This window comes from Bacillus sp. EAC (genome assembly GCF_002156875.1).
In the GTDB taxonomy this organism is placed as follows: Bacteria; Bacillota; Bacilli; order Bacillales; family Bacillaceae_G; genus Gottfriedia.
Genome location: NZ_NCSY01000001.1, coordinates 65,309 through 82,825 on the forward strand (window position 1 = coordinate 65,309; position 17,517 = coordinate 82,825).

The 17,517-nt window shown below is 33.2% G+C and carries 13 protein-coding genes; 4 read left to right on the forward strand and 9 right to left on the reverse strand.

Annotation, left to right across the window (positions count from 1 at the left end):
• Window positions 1-503: 503 nt before the first annotated feature.
• The gene (locus tag B7R65_RS00235; RefSeq protein WP_088040632.1) at window positions 504-1,115 is read right to left on the reverse strand and encodes a hypothetical protein; all 612 of its coding nucleotides are present in this window, start codon (window positions 1,113-1,115) and stop codon (window positions 504-506) included.
• A 173-nt stretch (window positions 1,116-1,288) separates the two neighbouring features.
• Here B7R65_RS00235 and B7R65_RS00240 point away from each other — a divergent pair, with 173 nt between their 5' ends.
• Window positions 1,289-1,528: a hypothetical protein gene (locus tag B7R65_RS00240; RefSeq protein WP_179194715.1), complete on the forward strand. Its 240-nt coding sequence runs from the start codon at window positions 1,289-1,291 to the stop codon at window positions 1,526-1,528.
• A 250-nt stretch (window positions 1,529-1,778) separates the two neighbouring features.
• Here B7R65_RS00240 and B7R65_RS00245 read toward each other — a convergent pair whose 3' ends face one another.
• The 5 genes from B7R65_RS00245 to B7R65_RS00265 all read right to left on the reverse strand — a co-directional run bounded on the left by B7R65_RS00245 (window position 1,779) and on the right by B7R65_RS00265 (window position 7,675).
• Window positions 1,779-2,927: a toxic anion resistance protein gene (locus B7R65_RS00245; RefSeq protein WP_088040635.1), complete on the reverse strand. Its 1,149-nt coding sequence runs from the start codon at window positions 2,925-2,927 to the stop codon at window positions 1,779-1,781.
• Between the two features lie 27 nt (window positions 2,928-2,954).
• The gene (locus tag B7R65_RS00250) at window positions 2,955-4,640 is read right to left on the reverse strand and encodes a vWA domain-containing protein (RefSeq protein ID WP_256941099.1); all 1,686 of its coding nucleotides are present in this window, start codon (window positions 4,638-4,640) and stop codon (window positions 2,955-2,957) included.
• Window positions 4,641-4,653: 13 nt separating this feature from the next.
• Window positions 4,654-5,388: a hypothetical protein gene (locus B7R65_RS00255; protein WP_256941100.1), complete on the reverse strand. Its 735-nt coding sequence runs from the start codon at window positions 5,386-5,388 to the stop codon at window positions 4,654-4,656.
• A 463-nt stretch (window positions 5,389-5,851) separates the two neighbouring features.
• Window positions 5,852-6,769, reverse strand: a complete 918-nt coding sequence (locus tag B7R65_RS00260) for an alpha/beta hydrolase (protein WP_088040641.1) — start codon at window positions 6,767-6,769, stop codon at window positions 5,852-5,854.
• A gap of 234 nt (window positions 6,770-7,003) precedes the next feature.
• Complete coding sequence (locus B7R65_RS00265; RefSeq protein ID WP_179194716.1) at window positions 7,004-7,675, reverse strand: Crp/Fnr family transcriptional regulator; 672 nt, start codon at window positions 7,673-7,675, stop codon at window positions 7,004-7,006.
• Between the two features lie 75 nt (window positions 7,676-7,750).
• On the opposite strand from B7R65_RS00265, the gene B7R65_RS00270 reads away from it, so the two are divergent.
• From B7R65_RS00270 to B7R65_RS00280, 3 genes are read left to right on the forward strand one after another with little or no spacing between them, the layout of a single operon-like run.
• On the forward strand, window positions 7,751-8,890 hold the full coding sequence (locus tag B7R65_RS00270; RefSeq protein WP_088040645.1) for an aminotransferase class V-fold PLP-dependent enzyme: 1,140 nt from the start codon (window positions 7,751-7,753) through the stop codon (window positions 8,888-8,890).
• The gene (locus B7R65_RS00275) at window positions 8,871-9,494 is read left to right on the forward strand and encodes a YitT family protein (protein ID WP_218780377.1); all 624 of its coding nucleotides are present in this window, start codon (window positions 8,871-8,873) and stop codon (window positions 9,492-9,494) included. The genes B7R65_RS00270 and B7R65_RS00275 overlap by 20 nt, the downstream gene beginning before the upstream one ends.
• A complete protein-coding gene (locus B7R65_RS00280; RefSeq protein WP_088040649.1) occupies window positions 9,491-10,900 on the forward strand; it encodes an amino acid permease in 1,410 nt (469 codons plus the stop codon). The genes B7R65_RS00275 and B7R65_RS00280 overlap by 4 nt, the downstream gene beginning before the upstream one ends.
• Before the next feature lie 194 nt (window positions 10,901-11,094).
• Here B7R65_RS00280 and B7R65_RS00285 read toward each other — a convergent pair whose 3' ends face one another.
• From B7R65_RS00285 to B7R65_RS21165, 3 genes are all read right to left on the reverse strand, one after another.
• A complete protein-coding gene (locus tag B7R65_RS00285; protein WP_088040652.1) occupies window positions 11,095-15,261 on the reverse strand; it encodes a S8 family serine peptidase in 4,167 nt (1,388 codons plus the stop codon).
• Between the two features lie 327 nt (window positions 15,262-15,588).
• Entirely contained in the window at window positions 15,589-16,833 is a 1,245-nt protein-coding gene (locus B7R65_RS00290; protein ID WP_088040654.1) for a helix-turn-helix domain-containing protein, read from the reverse strand.
• A 432-nt stretch (window positions 16,834-17,265) separates the two neighbouring features.
• Window positions 17,266-17,412 carry a hypothetical protein gene (locus B7R65_RS21165; RefSeq protein WP_179194717.1) on the reverse strand — a complete coding sequence of 49 codons (147 nt, stop codon included), beginning with the start codon at window positions 17,410-17,412 and terminating at the stop codon, window positions 17,266-17,268.
• Window positions 17,413-17,517 lie beyond the last annotated feature (105 nt).

Sequence of the window (17,517 nt, forward strand, 5' to 3'; positions counted from 1 at the left end):
TGTCAATCACCTTTATATTATGTCTTTATATTACCATCGACAGTTTTATTCAAATTTTAATCTACTATATTCTTACATTTATGTAAATAATAGTTAAATTTAATAAAAAAGGATAGTGACTGTTAAGCCCTCTGTCCACTATTTAATAATCATTTATGAATAGTTGAAATCAGTTGGAAATATTGGTAAATCAATAAAAAATGGCAAGTAATTAACAGGTTAATTACTTGCCATTTCGTAAGTTTTTTAATTGATTTCTCCACTTGAAGTGAAACTGTTATTCCAATAATGCATACTCTTTTTTGAAATAAAGTTTATGTTATTTCGCTTCCTAATCACTCTTCTGTTTTGGAAGAAAAAGTGTTAATCAAGTTCTTAAACTCTAGAATGAATATGTATGTAATGATTCTCACCTAAAAAATCGTCGTTTTTCATTAAAATTCTAAAAGTTTTCTCGATTGAATCCCGTGAATTTAACCACCAAGAAAGAGCTACTGTACTCCTTATAAACTATATTCTTCTGTAGGCATCTTTCCTGTTAGTATGTCATATTCAGCCTTCATCTCACCAAATTTCTGCGGATTTCCATCATTCGGTGCATAATCGGGGTGCCACTGCCTTGTATATTGCCTCATTTGCTTTTTCCAAATTTCAGAACCATCAGTAGCATTGAAGTATTTAAATTGAAAACTTTTATCTTCCCTTATAGAAAATGAATAATCTCTAAAATATTTTTGCCAAGCCTTGGCCCAATCATCTAATTTTCTCTTAAACTCTTCAGCTTGTTTTTTGTTTTTTCGTTTTTCCTCCTTCTTCCAATCTTCCATCCTTTGGTTGAATTCGTTTAATCCTTGATTAGAATGCTTCCATCTTTGCACAGCCTCATCTAGTTCTTGATCAAAAACACTTTCTGGAGGGGTTGGATTCGTTTCATTATTTTCATTTGTTTTTTTTAGTTTATTAGATTCAAAATAATTACTATGCATCTCATCAATCATATCTTCTATTAGTTCTGCCTGAGATTTTCCAGTAACTTGGGATAAATTCGCTAACTTAATAGTGCATTCTGATTTGATCCTGTGTGTAACATACACGTTTTTACTTTTGTTTTCCAAGTTCCTCAACTCCTTATATAAATGTTACTATACAAGCATGTTGCTTTACATTAAATAATTGAGACAATAGTGTAACAAATTCTAAATACTGTTTGACATAACACCTTTTGGTGTTATAATTAAAAACAACACCAAAAGGTGTTATATTTCTAAAATTTTTAGGAGGCATAATGATGGACAAGCAAGGACAAGAAATGTTTTTAAATTTTATTTTGGAAAGAGTTCAAGAAGGAAAAGAAGATGAAGCAAAAGAAATCCTTATAGAAAACTTTAGGAAACAAGATGAAGGTACTTTTTCAATAGATGATATTACACAGTTTATCCCTAAGATGATTAGCATTATAAAACCAGATAAAATAGAGGAAATACAAGCAGTTGTTAAACAATTTTCTGGAAGTTTCGGCAATAATTAAGTACATCTAATTTAAACAAGTCCTAATTTTTGAATTAGTATTGTAAATACGGCATAAATTTTCTGCAGTAATACAATACATACTTAGCATATCAATTATAAAAATAATAATGATATTCATTTATAGACCAATAAAAAGGAGATGATAATTCCTATGGGAATTACATCTCCAAAATATAGTCAATTTATTGTGTTTAGTCCTGAGATGATTCGAATAATATTTTTGATTAGTTTTTTATGATTTTGATAGATTAAAAGTCAATTAATGAACCTTTTTCAAGTCTTTTAACTTGTTGTTCGCCAGTTTTAGCTAATTCACTGAATTGATTTATTGTATCCTTCATTTTTGGCAAAGCTTCTTGTTTGAATAGACTAATAGAATCAAGGGCAGATAAAACGTCTGTAAATGCTAATTTAAGAGTGTCTACTGATACACCTGTTTCCATTGCTTGCTTTTGTATAGAAACCCCCTGATCTTTTAACATTTTAGAGGTGCTTGCAATGATATTATTTGTCGTTTGATTTAAGGCTTCTATCTTTTTTAAAACGATTTTTTGATTATATAATGCACTAGCAACAATTACAGCGTTTTTTAGAGCTGAAATCGTTACCGTTTTTGCCCGCTCAACCCCACGAATTAACTCTTTGTTGTTTCGAATTACGACTTCATAAGCCATTATACCTTGTTGGTTCACAACTAACATTTGTTGCAAATCCATCACTCTTTGTCGTAGCGGGAACAACACTTCTTCTGTGATGAAACGAATCTTTTCATCGTCTTCATTTTGATTTTTTGCCACTTCAATTTGCCCTTCTATAGACTGATCCATCATCGACCCGAGCTGTATTTCTTTTTGCAATGTTTTCGTCAGTTCACGAAGTGATTGTTGTTCGATCTCCAATGTGGTGTTGTCATTTTTTAATGTGTTTTTTCCTTTATCAAGTGATACCACAATATCTGAGATGACAGCGTCAGCTTTTTCGTATTTTTGAAAGTAAGCTCGTAGTGGATTAAATAATCTCCCAAGAAATCCTGTTTTAGCAAAATCGATCATGCTAGGATCTAAATCCTTTAATTGAATCTGAAGTTCAGATAAATCCTTGGCAACTTGCCCTCCCTCATCTCCTGTTTTAGATAAATTTCCTACGGACACTTTTAACAATGAATTTTTGTTGGACGAAGATTTCATTGTTGATAATCCAAATGTATCGATGGATTGAAGGATTTCTTTTCGTTTTCCAAAAGACTCTGTTGAGTTTGTTTCTAATGACATAATCATTGCAACATTTGCTTCCGCTGTTACTTTCAATTTTATTAACTCTTCAGGAACAGGTTTCACTTGTTCCTCGATGACTACCTTAACTTCTTCTTCGTTCACGACTTGCATCGAAAATGACATTTTCTTTCCTCCTATGACATTTAAAATCTACATCTGTACATTTAGTAAATTACGAATCTTATAAATAACATCATCCGTGTCGGCATTAATATTTGCTGCTTCATTAATACTCGAAATACTCTCAAGTGCCTTGATATTCGCATTGTACCCAATCGTATAAATCGGAATTTTATAAGCTTTGATCAAACCTTTAATATCCTTAAATGAATGTCCTTGGTTCGTTTCACCATCAGTTAAAACAAAAATTAATGGCCTTATATTAGGGTTATTTTTCTCTTCATTTTGAAGCATTTTCAATGCAACGATTATTCCGTCGTAAGTTGCCGTGCCTCCATCTGCTTGAAGACTTTCAACTGCTCCGACAAATTTAGATTGTTGATTAACATCGTATTTCGCAATCGGAAGATTTATTGTTACGTCATCGGAATAAGTGACAAGTCCGATACTGTTATCTCTGCCAAGGTATTTTTGACCCTTCAATAATGATTCTTTTAAATGCTTTAAACGGTCGCCATCCATACTACCAGAAACGTCGCCTACAAATACTGCGGCAATTGGTTTTGAACCGTTTTTCTTTACCTTCCACACCTTTTGTGCAGCAGATAAGGTATTACCATCAATTGCTTTTACCTCCGATGTATAATCATTTAAATTATTGAAGCCGAATTTTTTACCCAACGATTGATATTTTTCATTCCCTACAAACTCGGCAAATTTTTTGAGAATCAAATTTTTTTCATCCGAAAGATTGCCTATAGCATATAGAGGACTATCATGACGTACGCCAAATGGTGTAAATACATACGTATCTTTTAAATCTGGTGAATTTATAAACGATTGATATTCCAAAACGAATGCATCTAATGCTCCTGATTTAGCAGCATCTCGCATTTGAATGGTTGTAGAGGCAATAAATGGAACATTACTTTGGAAACTCTCAAAGCCCTTTACGGCTTTATCCCCTAATATATTTGATTGATCAAATGTATTCAGAGCTGTTACAAGGAAGTTCAATCCTGTTGAACTAGCAAATGGATCAGTATATCCCATCGATAATTCATTTTTTGATATCGCTTCGATCACCGTTTTTACATTTACCTGTCCGTACTTTTTGACTAGATTATCATATTTTGATTTTGCTATCACAATTCCGGGCACATTCCCAACAAGTCGATTTGAAACTACTTCTGTCTTTACACCATTTGACTTGATGATTTCTCCCCATAATTCATTTGAAGGTGAAAATGCATCAGGTAAGTATTTACCTGATTTAATATAATCAGTAGCTGTTCCAGAAGCAATATTTCGAATTTTAACACTAACTAACTTATTATTGATTTTGAAATTCGCGTTGTTAAAGTCTTTTGCTACTTCATTTAACCATCCGTCGTTTTCTTTTCCTGACTTTTCAGTTGAGGAAAAGATTTCAACATACGATTCCGATGAGTTATTTACTGAAACCTCAAACTTGGATATATCAGGTAATTCAGAAGCAACATCTGCGGGATTAAGATCAATTTGTCCTTTTATTGGTTTATCTTTTGTTATTTTGATGTCTGAGTAAAATGATGATAATATTTTACTTTTATTCTTATCTGTTATTTTCACATCATTAGCAAGATGAGATGACAAACTAACCCCTAAATAAACAAGAATAAAAACGAGTACAAGAACGAACAAGGAAACTAATAAAAACTTTTTGTTTTTCGTCAATTCTTTCATCCCTTCAATGTTTATAGTATTTTGTCTGTTTTATTAATGCATCCATTTCTTGCATGCAAGCCATTTTCTCAATCTCTTCGATTTCAAAACTATCCAATCGTGAAATCTCCAAAAGCAATTTATCTAAATTTAGTAAAATGCCTTCATTTAAATTCACTGAATCTTTTACGAAAGAAACATACTCATTATAGAGATTCGTCTTCTCTTGAAGTAATTGAGTAGAGAACCTAGTTGGTTCTTTATTTATAATGTTTTTATATTCTGATTCATCAAATGTACTTATTTTGTTTAAGATATTTTTAAGATTAAGATAAAACAATTTTTCTACCTCGATAATTACTGATGTGAATTTTTGATAACTAAGTTCATTTGGATCAAAACGGTCATTTAACATTGTCAATAATGTTTCTTTCTTCTTTTTCATACGGTCAACTTGCACTAATGTGAATGAAATGTCATTTTTTAAAACTTTACTATCTTGGTAACGATTTAACGCATGTACATAATCTTCACTCGTTTTCAACACCTTTATCGGTTTCACATCATTAGAGCTGAAAAAAATTTGATGAATTCCATAAAGAAGTATCAATACGCTAGCGGTAATAATTGAGACGTCTAGCGCCATTCGAATTGCACTGCTGATACTAATTTCGATGCCTATTAATCCAGGAGTTAGAACGATCACGTCTATCAGTGATACACCAACTATAAGTCCTGCTAATTTAAGACCTTTTGACATTTTCAACTCCTCCGTCTTTTGATGCCTCTTTATACTTCATTTAATTAACATTAGACATTGATTCGAACTAAATATGTAATTAGAATTTATTTCTATAAGTTTTAAAAATTACTTTTTTCTTATTACTCTAAACTACTCATTATTTGAAAAAAAAAGCACTACTTCTATTGAAGTAATGCTTATGCTTGCTAAATAATATTTATTGGCAATTATCTGTTGTCTAATTGTATCTGGTCTAATTAATACTCGAGTTTCAAATTGTATGGAATAAAGAATCTAAATAGTTATTCAGTACAACCTATTTCTAGGAGTGATGAATTATGCGATTTAGAATTTTTTTAGATACCTTATTTTCTAGTTAGCATTTCCCATAAAAAATCCCTACTTTTTAAATCAAAGCAGGGATTTTATTTATTCGTAAACAATTTTTCATTTATCATTAATCTAAGATATGTCATTCCGTTTAACTTCTTTCAGTTGAAAAGGTACGCTGAATAAATTCCACTACTTTCTGTTCATACAATGCTGACTCCTCAGAAAACGAAGTGATATGGTCATGTTCTGTGAGCCATAATGTTTTCTCACTATCATTTGGAATTTGCTCAAAAATTAATTCACTACTTCGGTAGGGTACACGTGTATCACCTTTTCCATGAATTAATAAATATTGCGTATTGTTTCCCTTTTGAACTGCGTTTATTGGTGATACCGTTTTTGGATCAATGTGTAACAAGTGTTTCATGGAACGCAATATAATTGAAGTAAACGGCTTTTTCGGTAGTTTTGACCATACACTTAAATTATCTTCCAAATAGGTTTGTAAATCATGAAAAGGACTGTCTGCGATTACACCTATTACATTCGGATGACTTCCCCCCACTTGTAAACAAGTAGCAGCTCCCATACTCCAACCTAGTAAAACCACTTCCCATTGATTTTTAATCTTTACAACAAAATCAATTGCGGATGTTAAGTCATGCTGTTCGTAATATCCAATACCAGTTCGTCGTCCACCTGATTTCCCGCTATTTCTAAAATCAAACATAAGCACATTTACACCATTTTCATGCAACGTTCGAACGAGGCGCAATGCAGTAATTGTTTTTTGACTGCGCTCATCCGTATAACCATGTGCTGTTATGACGGTGCTCGTTGTACTTGTTTTAGCAGGGATCCACCAACCTCTAAGTGTAACTGGATGAAAATCACTTTCAAATTCCACTTCCTCGTATGTTAAACCGTAATCAGCGGGCGTTTCCTCAGTTTTACGTCTTTTTGGGTGAGTAAGAATTAAACCGACTAGCACTGGTATGATGAAGAACATAAACGGTGCAAGAATTATTATCCAGAATCCGACTTTTTTGATTCTTTTCAGATCCATATTTAACACTCCCTTTAGTCTTCAACATCAAATTTTTTTCTTTCTATAGGATATGTCAAAATCACTAAAGTCACTATTTTCTTTTACATTTATTTTAGGCAATGTTAAAAAGATTGTTGATTTCATCTTATGAGTTTAATAGAAAATAAAATGTTATAACTTGTATTTAGATATGAAATGTAAAATTTCTGATTATTTTGTAAACTAGTTGACAGAGTTTTCTTATGAAGTTTTTTATACTTGATTTAATTCAAACCAAGGCAAAGTATCTCTCTCTGATAAAAGAGTATACAAACCTTGCTGTTTTTGGATCATCCCTTTTTCTTGTAAATTGTTCATAACGTATGAAACACTTACACGCGATGAACCGACTACGTAAGCGAGTTCTTGGTGAGTAAATGGAATTGTGATCGTTACCCCTTCTTCAGTTGTTGAACCGTACTCATAAGCAAGTTGGCGAAGCATTGTGATTACTCGTTGTTCTACATCTAAAAAACTTATCAGTTCTGTTTGAAGTAGTAATGAAGCTTGTTTTTGACTGAGTGTAAAGAGCATCTTTTCAATCAAATTGGGATGACTCATTACAACTTCACGAAATGAGTCCCTAGGTACGCGCAACAATTTCACGGGTGTTGAAGTTGCTGCACTATATGTGGATTTTTCATTTGTCCAAAGTGTTGATTCTCCAACAAGATGTCCGGAGCCTACAATGTACAAATGACGTTCTGTACCAGTAATAGAGATCAAAAAGATTCTTACGCGACCTTCAATAACAATGTAAACAAATGGTTGGTTTTCATCTTGCTCAAACAAAACTGTGTCTCGAGGAAGGGTAATTTGCTTTCCAGCTTCTAAGAAAGGAGTCGTGTCCCATCCCCCTCTTTCAAACCATAATGGTTGTTTCAACATGTATTTCACCTGCATTTCGAAGTTGGTACAAAAAATGAAAACGCTAACAAAATATTAATAGGAGGGTTTCTTATGACCTACCCATTCACTAAAAAACGATCTTTATTTCCTACATTATCAGAAACGTTACATTTATCTAGCTGTTCACAGAGTGCGATCTCTTTTCCAGTTAAAGAAAGTATTGAGTCATACCTGACAAGTTGGTCTGAGGAAGGTATGGACTGGACTGGATGGATGACAAAAGTTTACGACGCTAAAGTTGCTTTTGCGAACCTTATTAACGCATCTCCCGATGAAATTGCGGTTTTATCCAGTGTATCAGATGCAGTGTCAACTTTTGCTGGAGCATTAGATTTTAGTGGGAAAAGGAATAAAGTCGTTACAACGGATATTGATTTTCCTTGTATTGGACATGTATGGCTTTCGCAACAACGTCGTGGAGCAGACGTAACATTTTTACCTGAAAAAGATCACATGCTTTCAATCGAACAATACGAAGAATATATTAATACACAAACACTTATTACCTCGATCCCTCACGTTTCTTATTATAACGGGTTCATACAAGATATCAAAGCCATTTCACGTATCACTAAAGCTAATGGATCTCTACTTTTCGTCGATGCGTATCAATCTGCAGGAAGTATTCCAATTGATGTAAAAGAAATGGGTATCGATGCACTCGCAACAGGTGCACAAAAATTTTTACTTGGGATACCCGGCATTTCATTTTTATATGTGAATAAAGAATTGGCTAATTCTTTACATCCGCAAACAACAGGTTGGTTTAGCCGTGTACATCCATTTGAATTTAATCATAGGTTACTTGATTATGCAGAAGGGACAAGACGTTTTGATACTGGCACACCAATGATGATTAACGCCTATGCTGCCCATGCAGGTATTTCACTTTTGAACGAGATTGGAGTTTCATCCATTCAATCTTACATTGAAGAATTGTCACAGGTTGCGATAGATACTGCTCTGAAGCATGGATTAAGTATCGCTAGCCCACTCGATGTATCAGTAAAAGGTAGTAATACTGCCATTCGAGTAGAAAACGCTTCCGAAGTAGAACAGTTCTTAAAAAGGAAGAAGATTATCGTGTCAGCTCGAAACGACGTATTGCGTATCGCACCTCATTTTTACAATACAGCCGAAGAAGTTGAACGAGCAATTAATGAAATCGCCCATGTACTCATATCCAACTAAGTCTCAACAACTGATGAAGAATTGTTTTAAAATCATAATAGGAACAATACTTGTTGCTACTTCTTATTATTTATTCCAAAAACCAAATGGGATAATCGCTCCAGGACTTGGTGGAATTGCCATCTTATTAGCAAATATTTTTCCATACTCTCTTGGACTCATTTATTTTGTACTTAATATTCCCTTGTTTTTAATTGGTTACCGTGCGGTCGGTATACGGTTTGCGCTATATAGCTTACTCGGAATGATTAGTTTATCCTTTTTCTTAATCATCCTATCAAGTCTTCCCGGTCTTCATTTACCTATTATAGGATGCATTCTCAGCGGCCTATTATCCGGTATTGGCATCGGTTTTGTAATTCGTGCTGGTGGAACAACTGGAGGACTTGATATTGCAAGTGTCGTGATAAGTAAAATGTCTTCTCGTTTCACAATTGGAAAGACGATGATTTTCGTAAACGCCATTGTCCTATTATTCACTTTTATACATGATGGGTTTGAATACGCTTTGTTTACATTTATCAGCATGTTCATTGCTGGGAAAAGTGTAGACTGGATGCTCTCCTATCCAAAACAAAACATGAAGGGTGAGGTAGAAATATGAGAAATGAAAAAGTTCTTGAACGTGAAGAAGGTTTAAATCGTTCCCTTACAAGTAAACAGCTGACGATGATTGGAATTGGTGGCGCAATTGGGACCGGGCTCTTCATGGGAAGTGGCATCGCAATAGGCTATGCAGGTCCAAGTGTAATTTTTAGTTTTATCATTGCCGCTTTTATTGCAGTGATCATGATGTTTAGTTTATCGGAAATGGCAGTTGTTCACCCTACTGCGGGTTCGTTTGGAACATATGCAGAAATGTATTTAAATCCTTGGGCTGGATTTCTGATTCGATATACATACTGGGCTGCACAAGTTATTGCTATTGGTGGTGAGGCTGTAGCTGTTGGACTTTATATGCAGTACTGGTTCCCAGAAATTCCGGTTTGGCTTTGGACTCTCGGTTTTGGTGCAGCGATCGTTCTGATCAACAGTCGTTCGGTTTCTAAATTTGGACAAATCGAATATTGGTTCGCAATGATTAAAGTAATCGCTATTATTCTATTTATCATTTTTGGGATTTCAGCCGTGTTTGGGATATTTCATTCCGATGCTGTTGGTTTTCATAACTACACAGATAATAAAGGTTTTATACCGAATGGATTTAAAGGCATATGGATGGCAGTTTTAATGGCGATTTTTAGTTTTTATGGAGTTGAAATCGTTGCTGTAACTGCAGGAGAATCAAAAGATCCTCAAAAAGCCGTTCCAAAAGCAATGAAAACAATGGTACTTCGTTTATTCTTATTTTATATATTATCGCTTGCGATTATTGTTGCGGTTGTTCCTTGGACAGCAGCTGGTGCACATGAAGTTGCTGGTTCACCATTTGTAAAAGTATTTGAAAGTTCAGGTATTCATTACGCAGCAGGAATCATGAATTTTGTCATTCTAACAGCTGCATTGTCTAGTATGAATACAAATCTTTATTTAACATCACGTATGCTGTTTTCCCTTTCAAGAGGAAACTATGCTCCAAAGTCCTTAGGAAAACTATCAAAAAATGGTACACCAGTAACGGCAATTCTTATATCAAGCGTAGGTGTAATCATAGCTAGTATCCTATCACTATACTATCCTGATACATTTAATAAATTATTCGGTATAGCAATCTTTGGCGGAATCTTAGTTTGGATTATTATTCTCGTAAGTCATTTACGCTTCCGAAAAACGGTTCATCTTCACTTTGAAGGTCCACTACCTATAAAAGCACCACTATTTCCAATTTTACAGTGGGTAGGGATTCTATTACTTAGTGGTATTTTACTTACGATGGCATTTTCGCCAGACTGGAATTCTGCATGGAAAATTGGAATTCCATGGGTCATTCTAGTAAGCCTTGGATACTTAATTCAGAAAAAGAATAAAAAAGTTCCTCAAAATAAAGATCCTTTTTTTAATTCAAACTGAGTTAAAGATTCGTTTAAAAAGTAAGATAGGTATTACTAAGTGATTCTAAGAAGATCTCACTCTATTGATAAATAATAGAAATTATGACCTTGGGCCATTTGGTTCAAGGTTTTTATTCGTTCGAAAAACTAGACTGTTTTCAAAATAATAAAAAAAGAGAAACCGCAAGTTTCGGCTTCTCTTTCAAACAACACTTATTTTAGTCCTAACTGACTTAAAATACTGTCTAATGTTGCACCTTTATAAATAGTTTTTGCTTTTGGTGCATTTGATACTGTTGTGTTTTGTAATCCAAAGTTTTTAATAATGTAATCCATATCTTTTTTATCGACTACTTTATCAAAGTTAAAGTCTGAAGAAGCTTTATTGGTACCCCAATATGTTTGGACAGCTAATGCATCTAAAATATCGATTACATTATCTTTATTTGAATCACCTGCTGCAGCTATTGGTAAATAAGTAAGTAAATCTTTCCCTACAAACTCTCCACGCACTTCATCTGATAAATTTATTTGTTTGTACATTGTAAAATGCCCTGGAACATCTACTTTCACTGTGTAATCATTTTTATCAGCTTTAAATCCATCTGCTTCGTATTCACCATTTTTATTTATTATTGGTGCGTCAACAATCGTTTTATCGTCGTATGAACTAACAGAAACTTTTGCACCTAACGACCTTTGATCTAAATCATAATTTGTTTGACTAGTTGAAGGATCAATCGTACCCTCTAATCGTAAAGAACCTTCTATTTTTGATCTTGTTGTTTTAGTTTTAAATCCTTCCATATAAGTATAAACATTTCCCGTCTCGACATTCGATTGATCAATAGTTGTAGAATTAATGATATGCCATGAGAACGGGGTGCTTACCATATATTTATTTAATGTTTTTAAATCGAAATTAAATAGTTGTAAATCCTCAGGAAGTGTTTTATTACCTAGATAAGTAAATGTAAATGTGTATTGAAGTACATCTGGCCAATTTGTTGGTGCCGTTGTTACTGTAACATTCGCATCACCGTATTGCTTAACAGCATCATTTACAGCCACATTTTCTATTACAGCTTGATCTGAAAAGACTGGTAACGAAATTTTTGTAGTTTTTAAGTTTTTAATATTATTCGATCGAACGCTGTAATTAACAGTATCACCCGTTGTAATACTTTGTTTATTTGCCTTTAAATAATAATATGGGTACGTATCTTTCACAAAGACAACTTTGAGCATATTTGACGCGTCTGCAGAAGGGTTTTTCGCAGCATCCATACCATAAAATTGAACTTGTAATGGTTGGAATTGACTGTTAACTAAAATTTGATCAGTGTAATTTCCGTTTTTATCAGTATTTATTGGATTTGCTGGAAATCCTCCAAAAAACGATACAACTGAATTACTAGATTGATCAACAGGAATACCAAAACGATTTGCTTCTTCAACTTCAGGATCTTTTACATTAATGTTAAAATCATATAAAAATTCTCCGTTTGAATCTAATTGACTTTCATCAAATTCAATTACTTTTTGTTCTAAACTATCAAAACTACTAGTAAGAGATGGTGCTCCAAGTTCGTATAAGAAATCTGAAGCCGCCGAAAATGTTTTGCCACTTTGATTAGTACCAACTAACCTTAATTTAAAGTGACCAGTTTTTATTGTTTCGGTATCACTACTAATAGGATTATTTGGATCCCCAGTAAATGGAAAGTAATCAGTACTAAACCCTCTCGGAATAAAATAAGATTGGTTCTCATTTAATTGTAAAGTATCAAATGATCCTACTAATCCAATGTCTTGACCAGTAAGCGGATCTTGTATTACTACATCTAAAGTTTTCATATGTGACTTTAACTTAAATGTGAAACCAAGAAATGGGACCATTGTTTCTGGCCATGAATAGCCAGTTGAAAATAGCGGATTCTCTACTTTAAACGACTCAATTCCCTCGTTGACTATTCTCACTCCAAATGGAATTTGATATTGTTCCATTGAATCCTCATTATTTGTGAATAGTACATATCCTTCATAAGTTCCTTTTTCCGCAGTTTTTGGAATGTTCAAACTAAATTTAATAGACTTTTGACTGATTCCGTTTAATTTTATTGAATTAGGTCCTGACAATGTTACATTATTTAATGCTGCATCTTTTGATCCTCTTTGACCAATTTGAAATTTAACATTAATACTAAATGTTTTAGCTTTTTCACTTCGATTTTTTAGTGTAATATTTCGAGCATCAGAAATGTCTTGGTCATTAAATCCAAATGATCCAAAGCTCATACCGCCTGTTGGTTCGTCAATTAGTTTTTGTTTACCATTAATTATGCTTAGAGTCTTATCCTTCACTACTAATTCAACATTTGAATGGATTGCTTCATACGCATCTACTCTCCCACTTCCAACTTCGAAAACACTGTAAGATTTTGATAATGGGTCAGCAGTATTCATAAGAATAGACTTCACATCAGCTGGAGTGAGATCTTTATTAGATTGTAGTAATAACGCCGAAACTCCTGCTACATAAGGTGTTGCCATTGATGTACCGGATAAGCGTTCATAAGCATATTGATAATCCTGAGTTGATGTTCCATCTACTGTTTTATCATTAATATAGAATGGAACTGTCGACAGAATCGATACACCTGGACCAGTTACTTCAGGCTTAATATCGTAATTAATTCGAGAAGGACCTCTTGAACTAAATGAAGCTAATTCATCTGATGCTGTTTGTAGTTTGGAATAGTCACCAAATGTAAAATCTATTTTACCTTCTTTAATTGATGAAGAGATTGCTACCCCATCTTCATACGAAACTGAAAATGCTGGAATCGCATCAAGAGATTCACCTAATAAATCTTTTATGGTACCTTCTGATTTATTTGTTTCATCATTATACATAATCACGCCAATTGCTCCATTTGCTTTTGCATTTTTAATTTTATCTATGAATGGAATCGATCCTCGCTTAATAAAGGCAATCTTTCCTCTTACATCTTTACCAGTAAAATTATAAGAATTAGCCAGTCCCACATCGATAAGTTGATAAGTTTTTCCTTTAAGTGATGTTAGGTCATCATGATAATTTTGTGCTAATTGTCTTAAAGAATAATTATTACCGTTATTTTCTCCAGTATATTGGTATAAGTCAATCGCAACCGACGAAGCACCAACCGTTAGTGCTAATGCGGCAGTACCTGGAGCTCCAAGAGAGTACATGCTATCACCGCTATTGCCTGCAGCTACTACTGTCGTCACACCACTAATTACAGCATTATTTACAGCGACTGATGTAGGGAAAAGCGGATCATTAATTGTTGCCCCTAAAGACATATTGATTACATCCATTCCGTCCTTGACCGCTCTATCAAGTGCTGCTATGATACCATCGCTTTCACCACCGCCATATGGTCCAAGTACTCGATATGCATAGATATCAGCATCTGGCGCAGCGCCAACTTTTTTATATTCTCCTTCAGCTTCTCCTCTTCCAGCAATTATTCCAGCAACATGTGTACCGTGCTCAGTATAATAGGATGATGTTCCACTAAATTCTGATTCCCCTGAATTCTTCCAATCCTCATAAGTTGTTTCCATTGGATCGTTATCATTATCAACGAAATCATAGCCACCTTTATATGCATCTTTCAAATCTGGATGATTATAATCGATACCCGTATCTAGTATCCCGATTTTGATTCCTTTGCCTGTAAACCCTTCAGCGTGTAAGCGATCTAAACCATCATAAGGAGAGTAATTCGCAACTTTTAACTCGTCCGCTTTTAATGGATCATTTTTGTCATCTTGAGCAGGAGGATCAATTGAGAACTTTACATTACTCCAAACCCTCTTGACTACTTTAGATTTTAATAGGTTACTAATTTGATTAGCAGGTAAACTCATTGATACACCATTAAATGCATATTTATATGTACGTTTAATTTTATAAGTTACTTTGTTATTTTCATCTGATAATTCTTGTATATCTTGTTTAAACGTTTCATGGTCCTTATCAACTAAATTTGAAGCCTCGGTATCAGTTAACTGTTGACCTTCTATTCCTGCTTCAATTTGAGCAATTTTAGCTGGTTTATTATTGAACTCAACAATGATAGGAGTTTGTTTTGTAGTCGATAAATCTATAGCTGAAGAAATTTTGAGTCCTGATTCTTCATTTGTAGATAATTGATGTAAAGCCTGCCGCTGCTGTGATGTTAAATTTGCAAGTAAATCGTCAACATTTGAAAAACTGACTGCTTTGGAAGTACTTGTTACTTGAGTAAGCGAGCCCATAAATAAACTTGATGATAGAGCTAATACCGTTATTCCTTTTACAATCCTTTGCCGTTGGCTTTTAGTACTCATCTTCTTCCCCCTATTTAATTGTTGATTACACTTTCTTAATTTTCAAAAAAGTATCATCAGAATTATCTTAAGTGCTTTGTTTATTCACATCAATGGGGGTTTTGGTTTCTAGAATACTCCTACTTTTGCTTCAATAAAGAGAAATAATACATACTATTTTTATCAAAAAAAGTCGATGAAACACGAATGTGTATTTGAAAATGGGGTTCTTATCCTTTTTATATTTTCTTGGAACAGTTGAAATCGATGCAATTTTGAAGAGAGGTTCAATATTTTTAGGGCAGCAAAAAAAGCCTAATAAATTAATTACAAGGCTTTTTGTATTATTTAGACTAGTTCATTATTATTTCGAAATCTATTTACAATCGATGTTGTAAATAGATTAGCGTATTCTATTTCACCTTTTTTCATATAATAATCAAATAATTTAATCTCATAAGTCTCTGTAGCAAGACCATAACCCATTTTTTTAAAATACGGATAAGCTTCTGTTTCTAAATAAACGTAATACTGATCGTCTAAATTTTGAATCTTATAAATATGTAACTGAAAATAGTGCACATACATCCGATCATTTAATTTATTAGCAAGAGAATAACCTTCCAAAGCTTCTTGAAGTAATGCCTTTTTAGATTTAGTGCCAAGTTTTGTAGCAGAATTTAAATAACCTTCCAAAGTAACTAGATATTGAGGATGGGATGGTTGTCTTATTTTTAAAGCTTGAGTATAGTATTTAAACGCCTTGTCATAGCATCCATAACGAAATTGTTGATAGGCATAATTATGAAGTAATTTAGCTTTTTGATCCTCTAACCCTAAGTTCTCAGCCATTTCGATCAATCTAGGGTAACCTGATTCTTTTGTATCAAAATATTCTTCTTGTTCAACTTGAATCAACATTAACATTTCTGTTTCTAGTATTCTTGTAAAACTGCGAGCATCTGTAAAATACTGTAGTGCTTTATTTGCATAATGATAAGCTAGAACCCTGGAATTCACGCAAAGATATGCACAAGCCAAGTCATAATAATATTCTGGATTATTATAATGTGATAAATTAATTTTTTTAAAATAAGAAATTGCTTTATTAAATTCATTTTGATAATCAAGATAGTATTTACCTTTAATATGTAATAACATGTTTTCATCGTATTGAGTAAGCTCATGCCAACAATCCATGTCGTCAATTAGGGATTTTGCAAGGGTGCTTTTTCCAATCAATAAATAATATCTAGTAAGAATCAATGTATAAGATCGGTGAAAATCAGGTATTTTTAAAAGCACAATGTTCTCCAATTGCTTTTTTATACTTTCTGCTTTTCCGTTTAATTTTAAAATAATGGATTCATGCCATTCTTTTAATAATGAGTCTAAACTCAAGTATGTATTGATCTCTATTTGCATTTCGATTCGGAGCTTTTTCGCTAACAACTCAATTGTTTCAGATGATACCTCAGTAAGACCCCGTTCAATTTTACTTACATGTGTACTTGAACAAATTTCATTTCCTAAATCTGCTTGTCTCAAGCCTTGAAGTTCACGGTAAAATTTAATGATTTTCCCTTGAATCATGTTGTCCTCCTTCTCGCATTTTCCAAATAATATGAGTAATGGATTCTGTGTGTGAAAAAAAAAGATATGCCATTTGTATATAATAATATCATTAATAACAAAATAACTTTTTGTTTTTTAACTTAATTCGACAATATACTTAAATTAATCCTCTTTTTGATAATTGTAATTCTTTCCACTTGCTCGCTTACCGTGGGGCGTGCGATGAGCCTCCACGGCTCGCCGAAGGGATCTCACCTGTGAAGCTACTCACAAAGAGTCTCGCATATTTGATACAATCCTCTTCTTTATTTACAGTTTGGTTTAAAACCGTATTAAAAATCAACAATCTTTTAGAAATGAGCCTAAAAAAAACTCCCATCTACTTACAGAGTAGATGGGTTTATTATTATCTTTACAAAATATTTAATTGTGATTTTTAATATTATACTATCAGTTAGTTATTTTATTTGTGACCATATTTGTTACGTCTACGATTTTTCGATCTTGTAAGCCCTGTCTAAAAGTTAAAACTACCAATGTAGTGATAGCTACTAGATAAAATAAAAGCATAGTGCAGAATCCAATTATTAAGAACATATGATTACCACCTTTTACTTTTAATTGTTTTTACACTTATAACTTAACATAAAAATAAAAGGTAATTATTATACTATGTGAATAATTTGTGACACATTTCACAAA

What these genes read in the sequence shown, in the direction of transcription:
- B7R65_RS00240 (WP_179194715.1), top strand. Translation starts at nt 1,289, where the DNA reads ATGGACAAGCAAGGACAAGAAATGTTTTTAAATTTTATTTTGGAAAGA.
- B7R65_RS00245 (WP_088040635.1), bottom strand. Translation starts at nt 2,927, where the DNA reads ATGTCATTTTCGATGCAAGTCGTGAACGAAGAAGAAGTTAAGGTAGTC.
- B7R65_RS00255 (WP_256941100.1), bottom strand. Translation starts at nt 5,388, where the DNA reads ATGTCAAAAGGTCTTAAATTAGCAGGACTTATAGTTGGTGTATCACTG.
- B7R65_RS00260 (WP_088040641.1), bottom strand. Translation starts at nt 6,769, where the DNA reads ATGGATCTGAAAAGAATCAAAAAAGTCGGATTCTGGATAATAATTCTT.
- B7R65_RS00270 (WP_088040645.1), top strand. Translation starts at nt 7,751, where the DNA reads ATGACCTACCCATTCACTAAAAAACGATCTTTATTTCCTACATTATCA.
- B7R65_RS00275 (WP_218780377.1), top strand. Translation starts at nt 8,871, where the DNA reads ATGTACTCATATCCAACTAAGTCTCAACAACTGATGAAGAATTGTTTT.
- B7R65_RS00280 (WP_088040649.1), top strand. Translation starts at nt 9,491, where the DNA reads ATGAGAAATGAAAAAGTTCTTGAACGTGAAGAAGGTTTAAATCGTTCC.
- B7R65_RS00285 (WP_088040652.1), bottom strand. Translation starts at nt 15,261, where the DNA reads ATGAGTACTAAAAGCCAACGGCAAAGGATTGTAAAAGGAATAACGGTA.
- B7R65_RS00290 (WP_088040654.1), bottom strand. Translation starts at nt 16,833, where the DNA reads ATGATTCAAGGGAAAATCATTAAATTTTACCGTGAACTTCAAGGCTTG.
- B7R65_RS21165 (WP_179194717.1), bottom strand. Translation starts at nt 17,412, where the DNA reads ATGTTCTTAATAATTGGATTCTGCACTATGCTTTTATTTTATCTAGTA.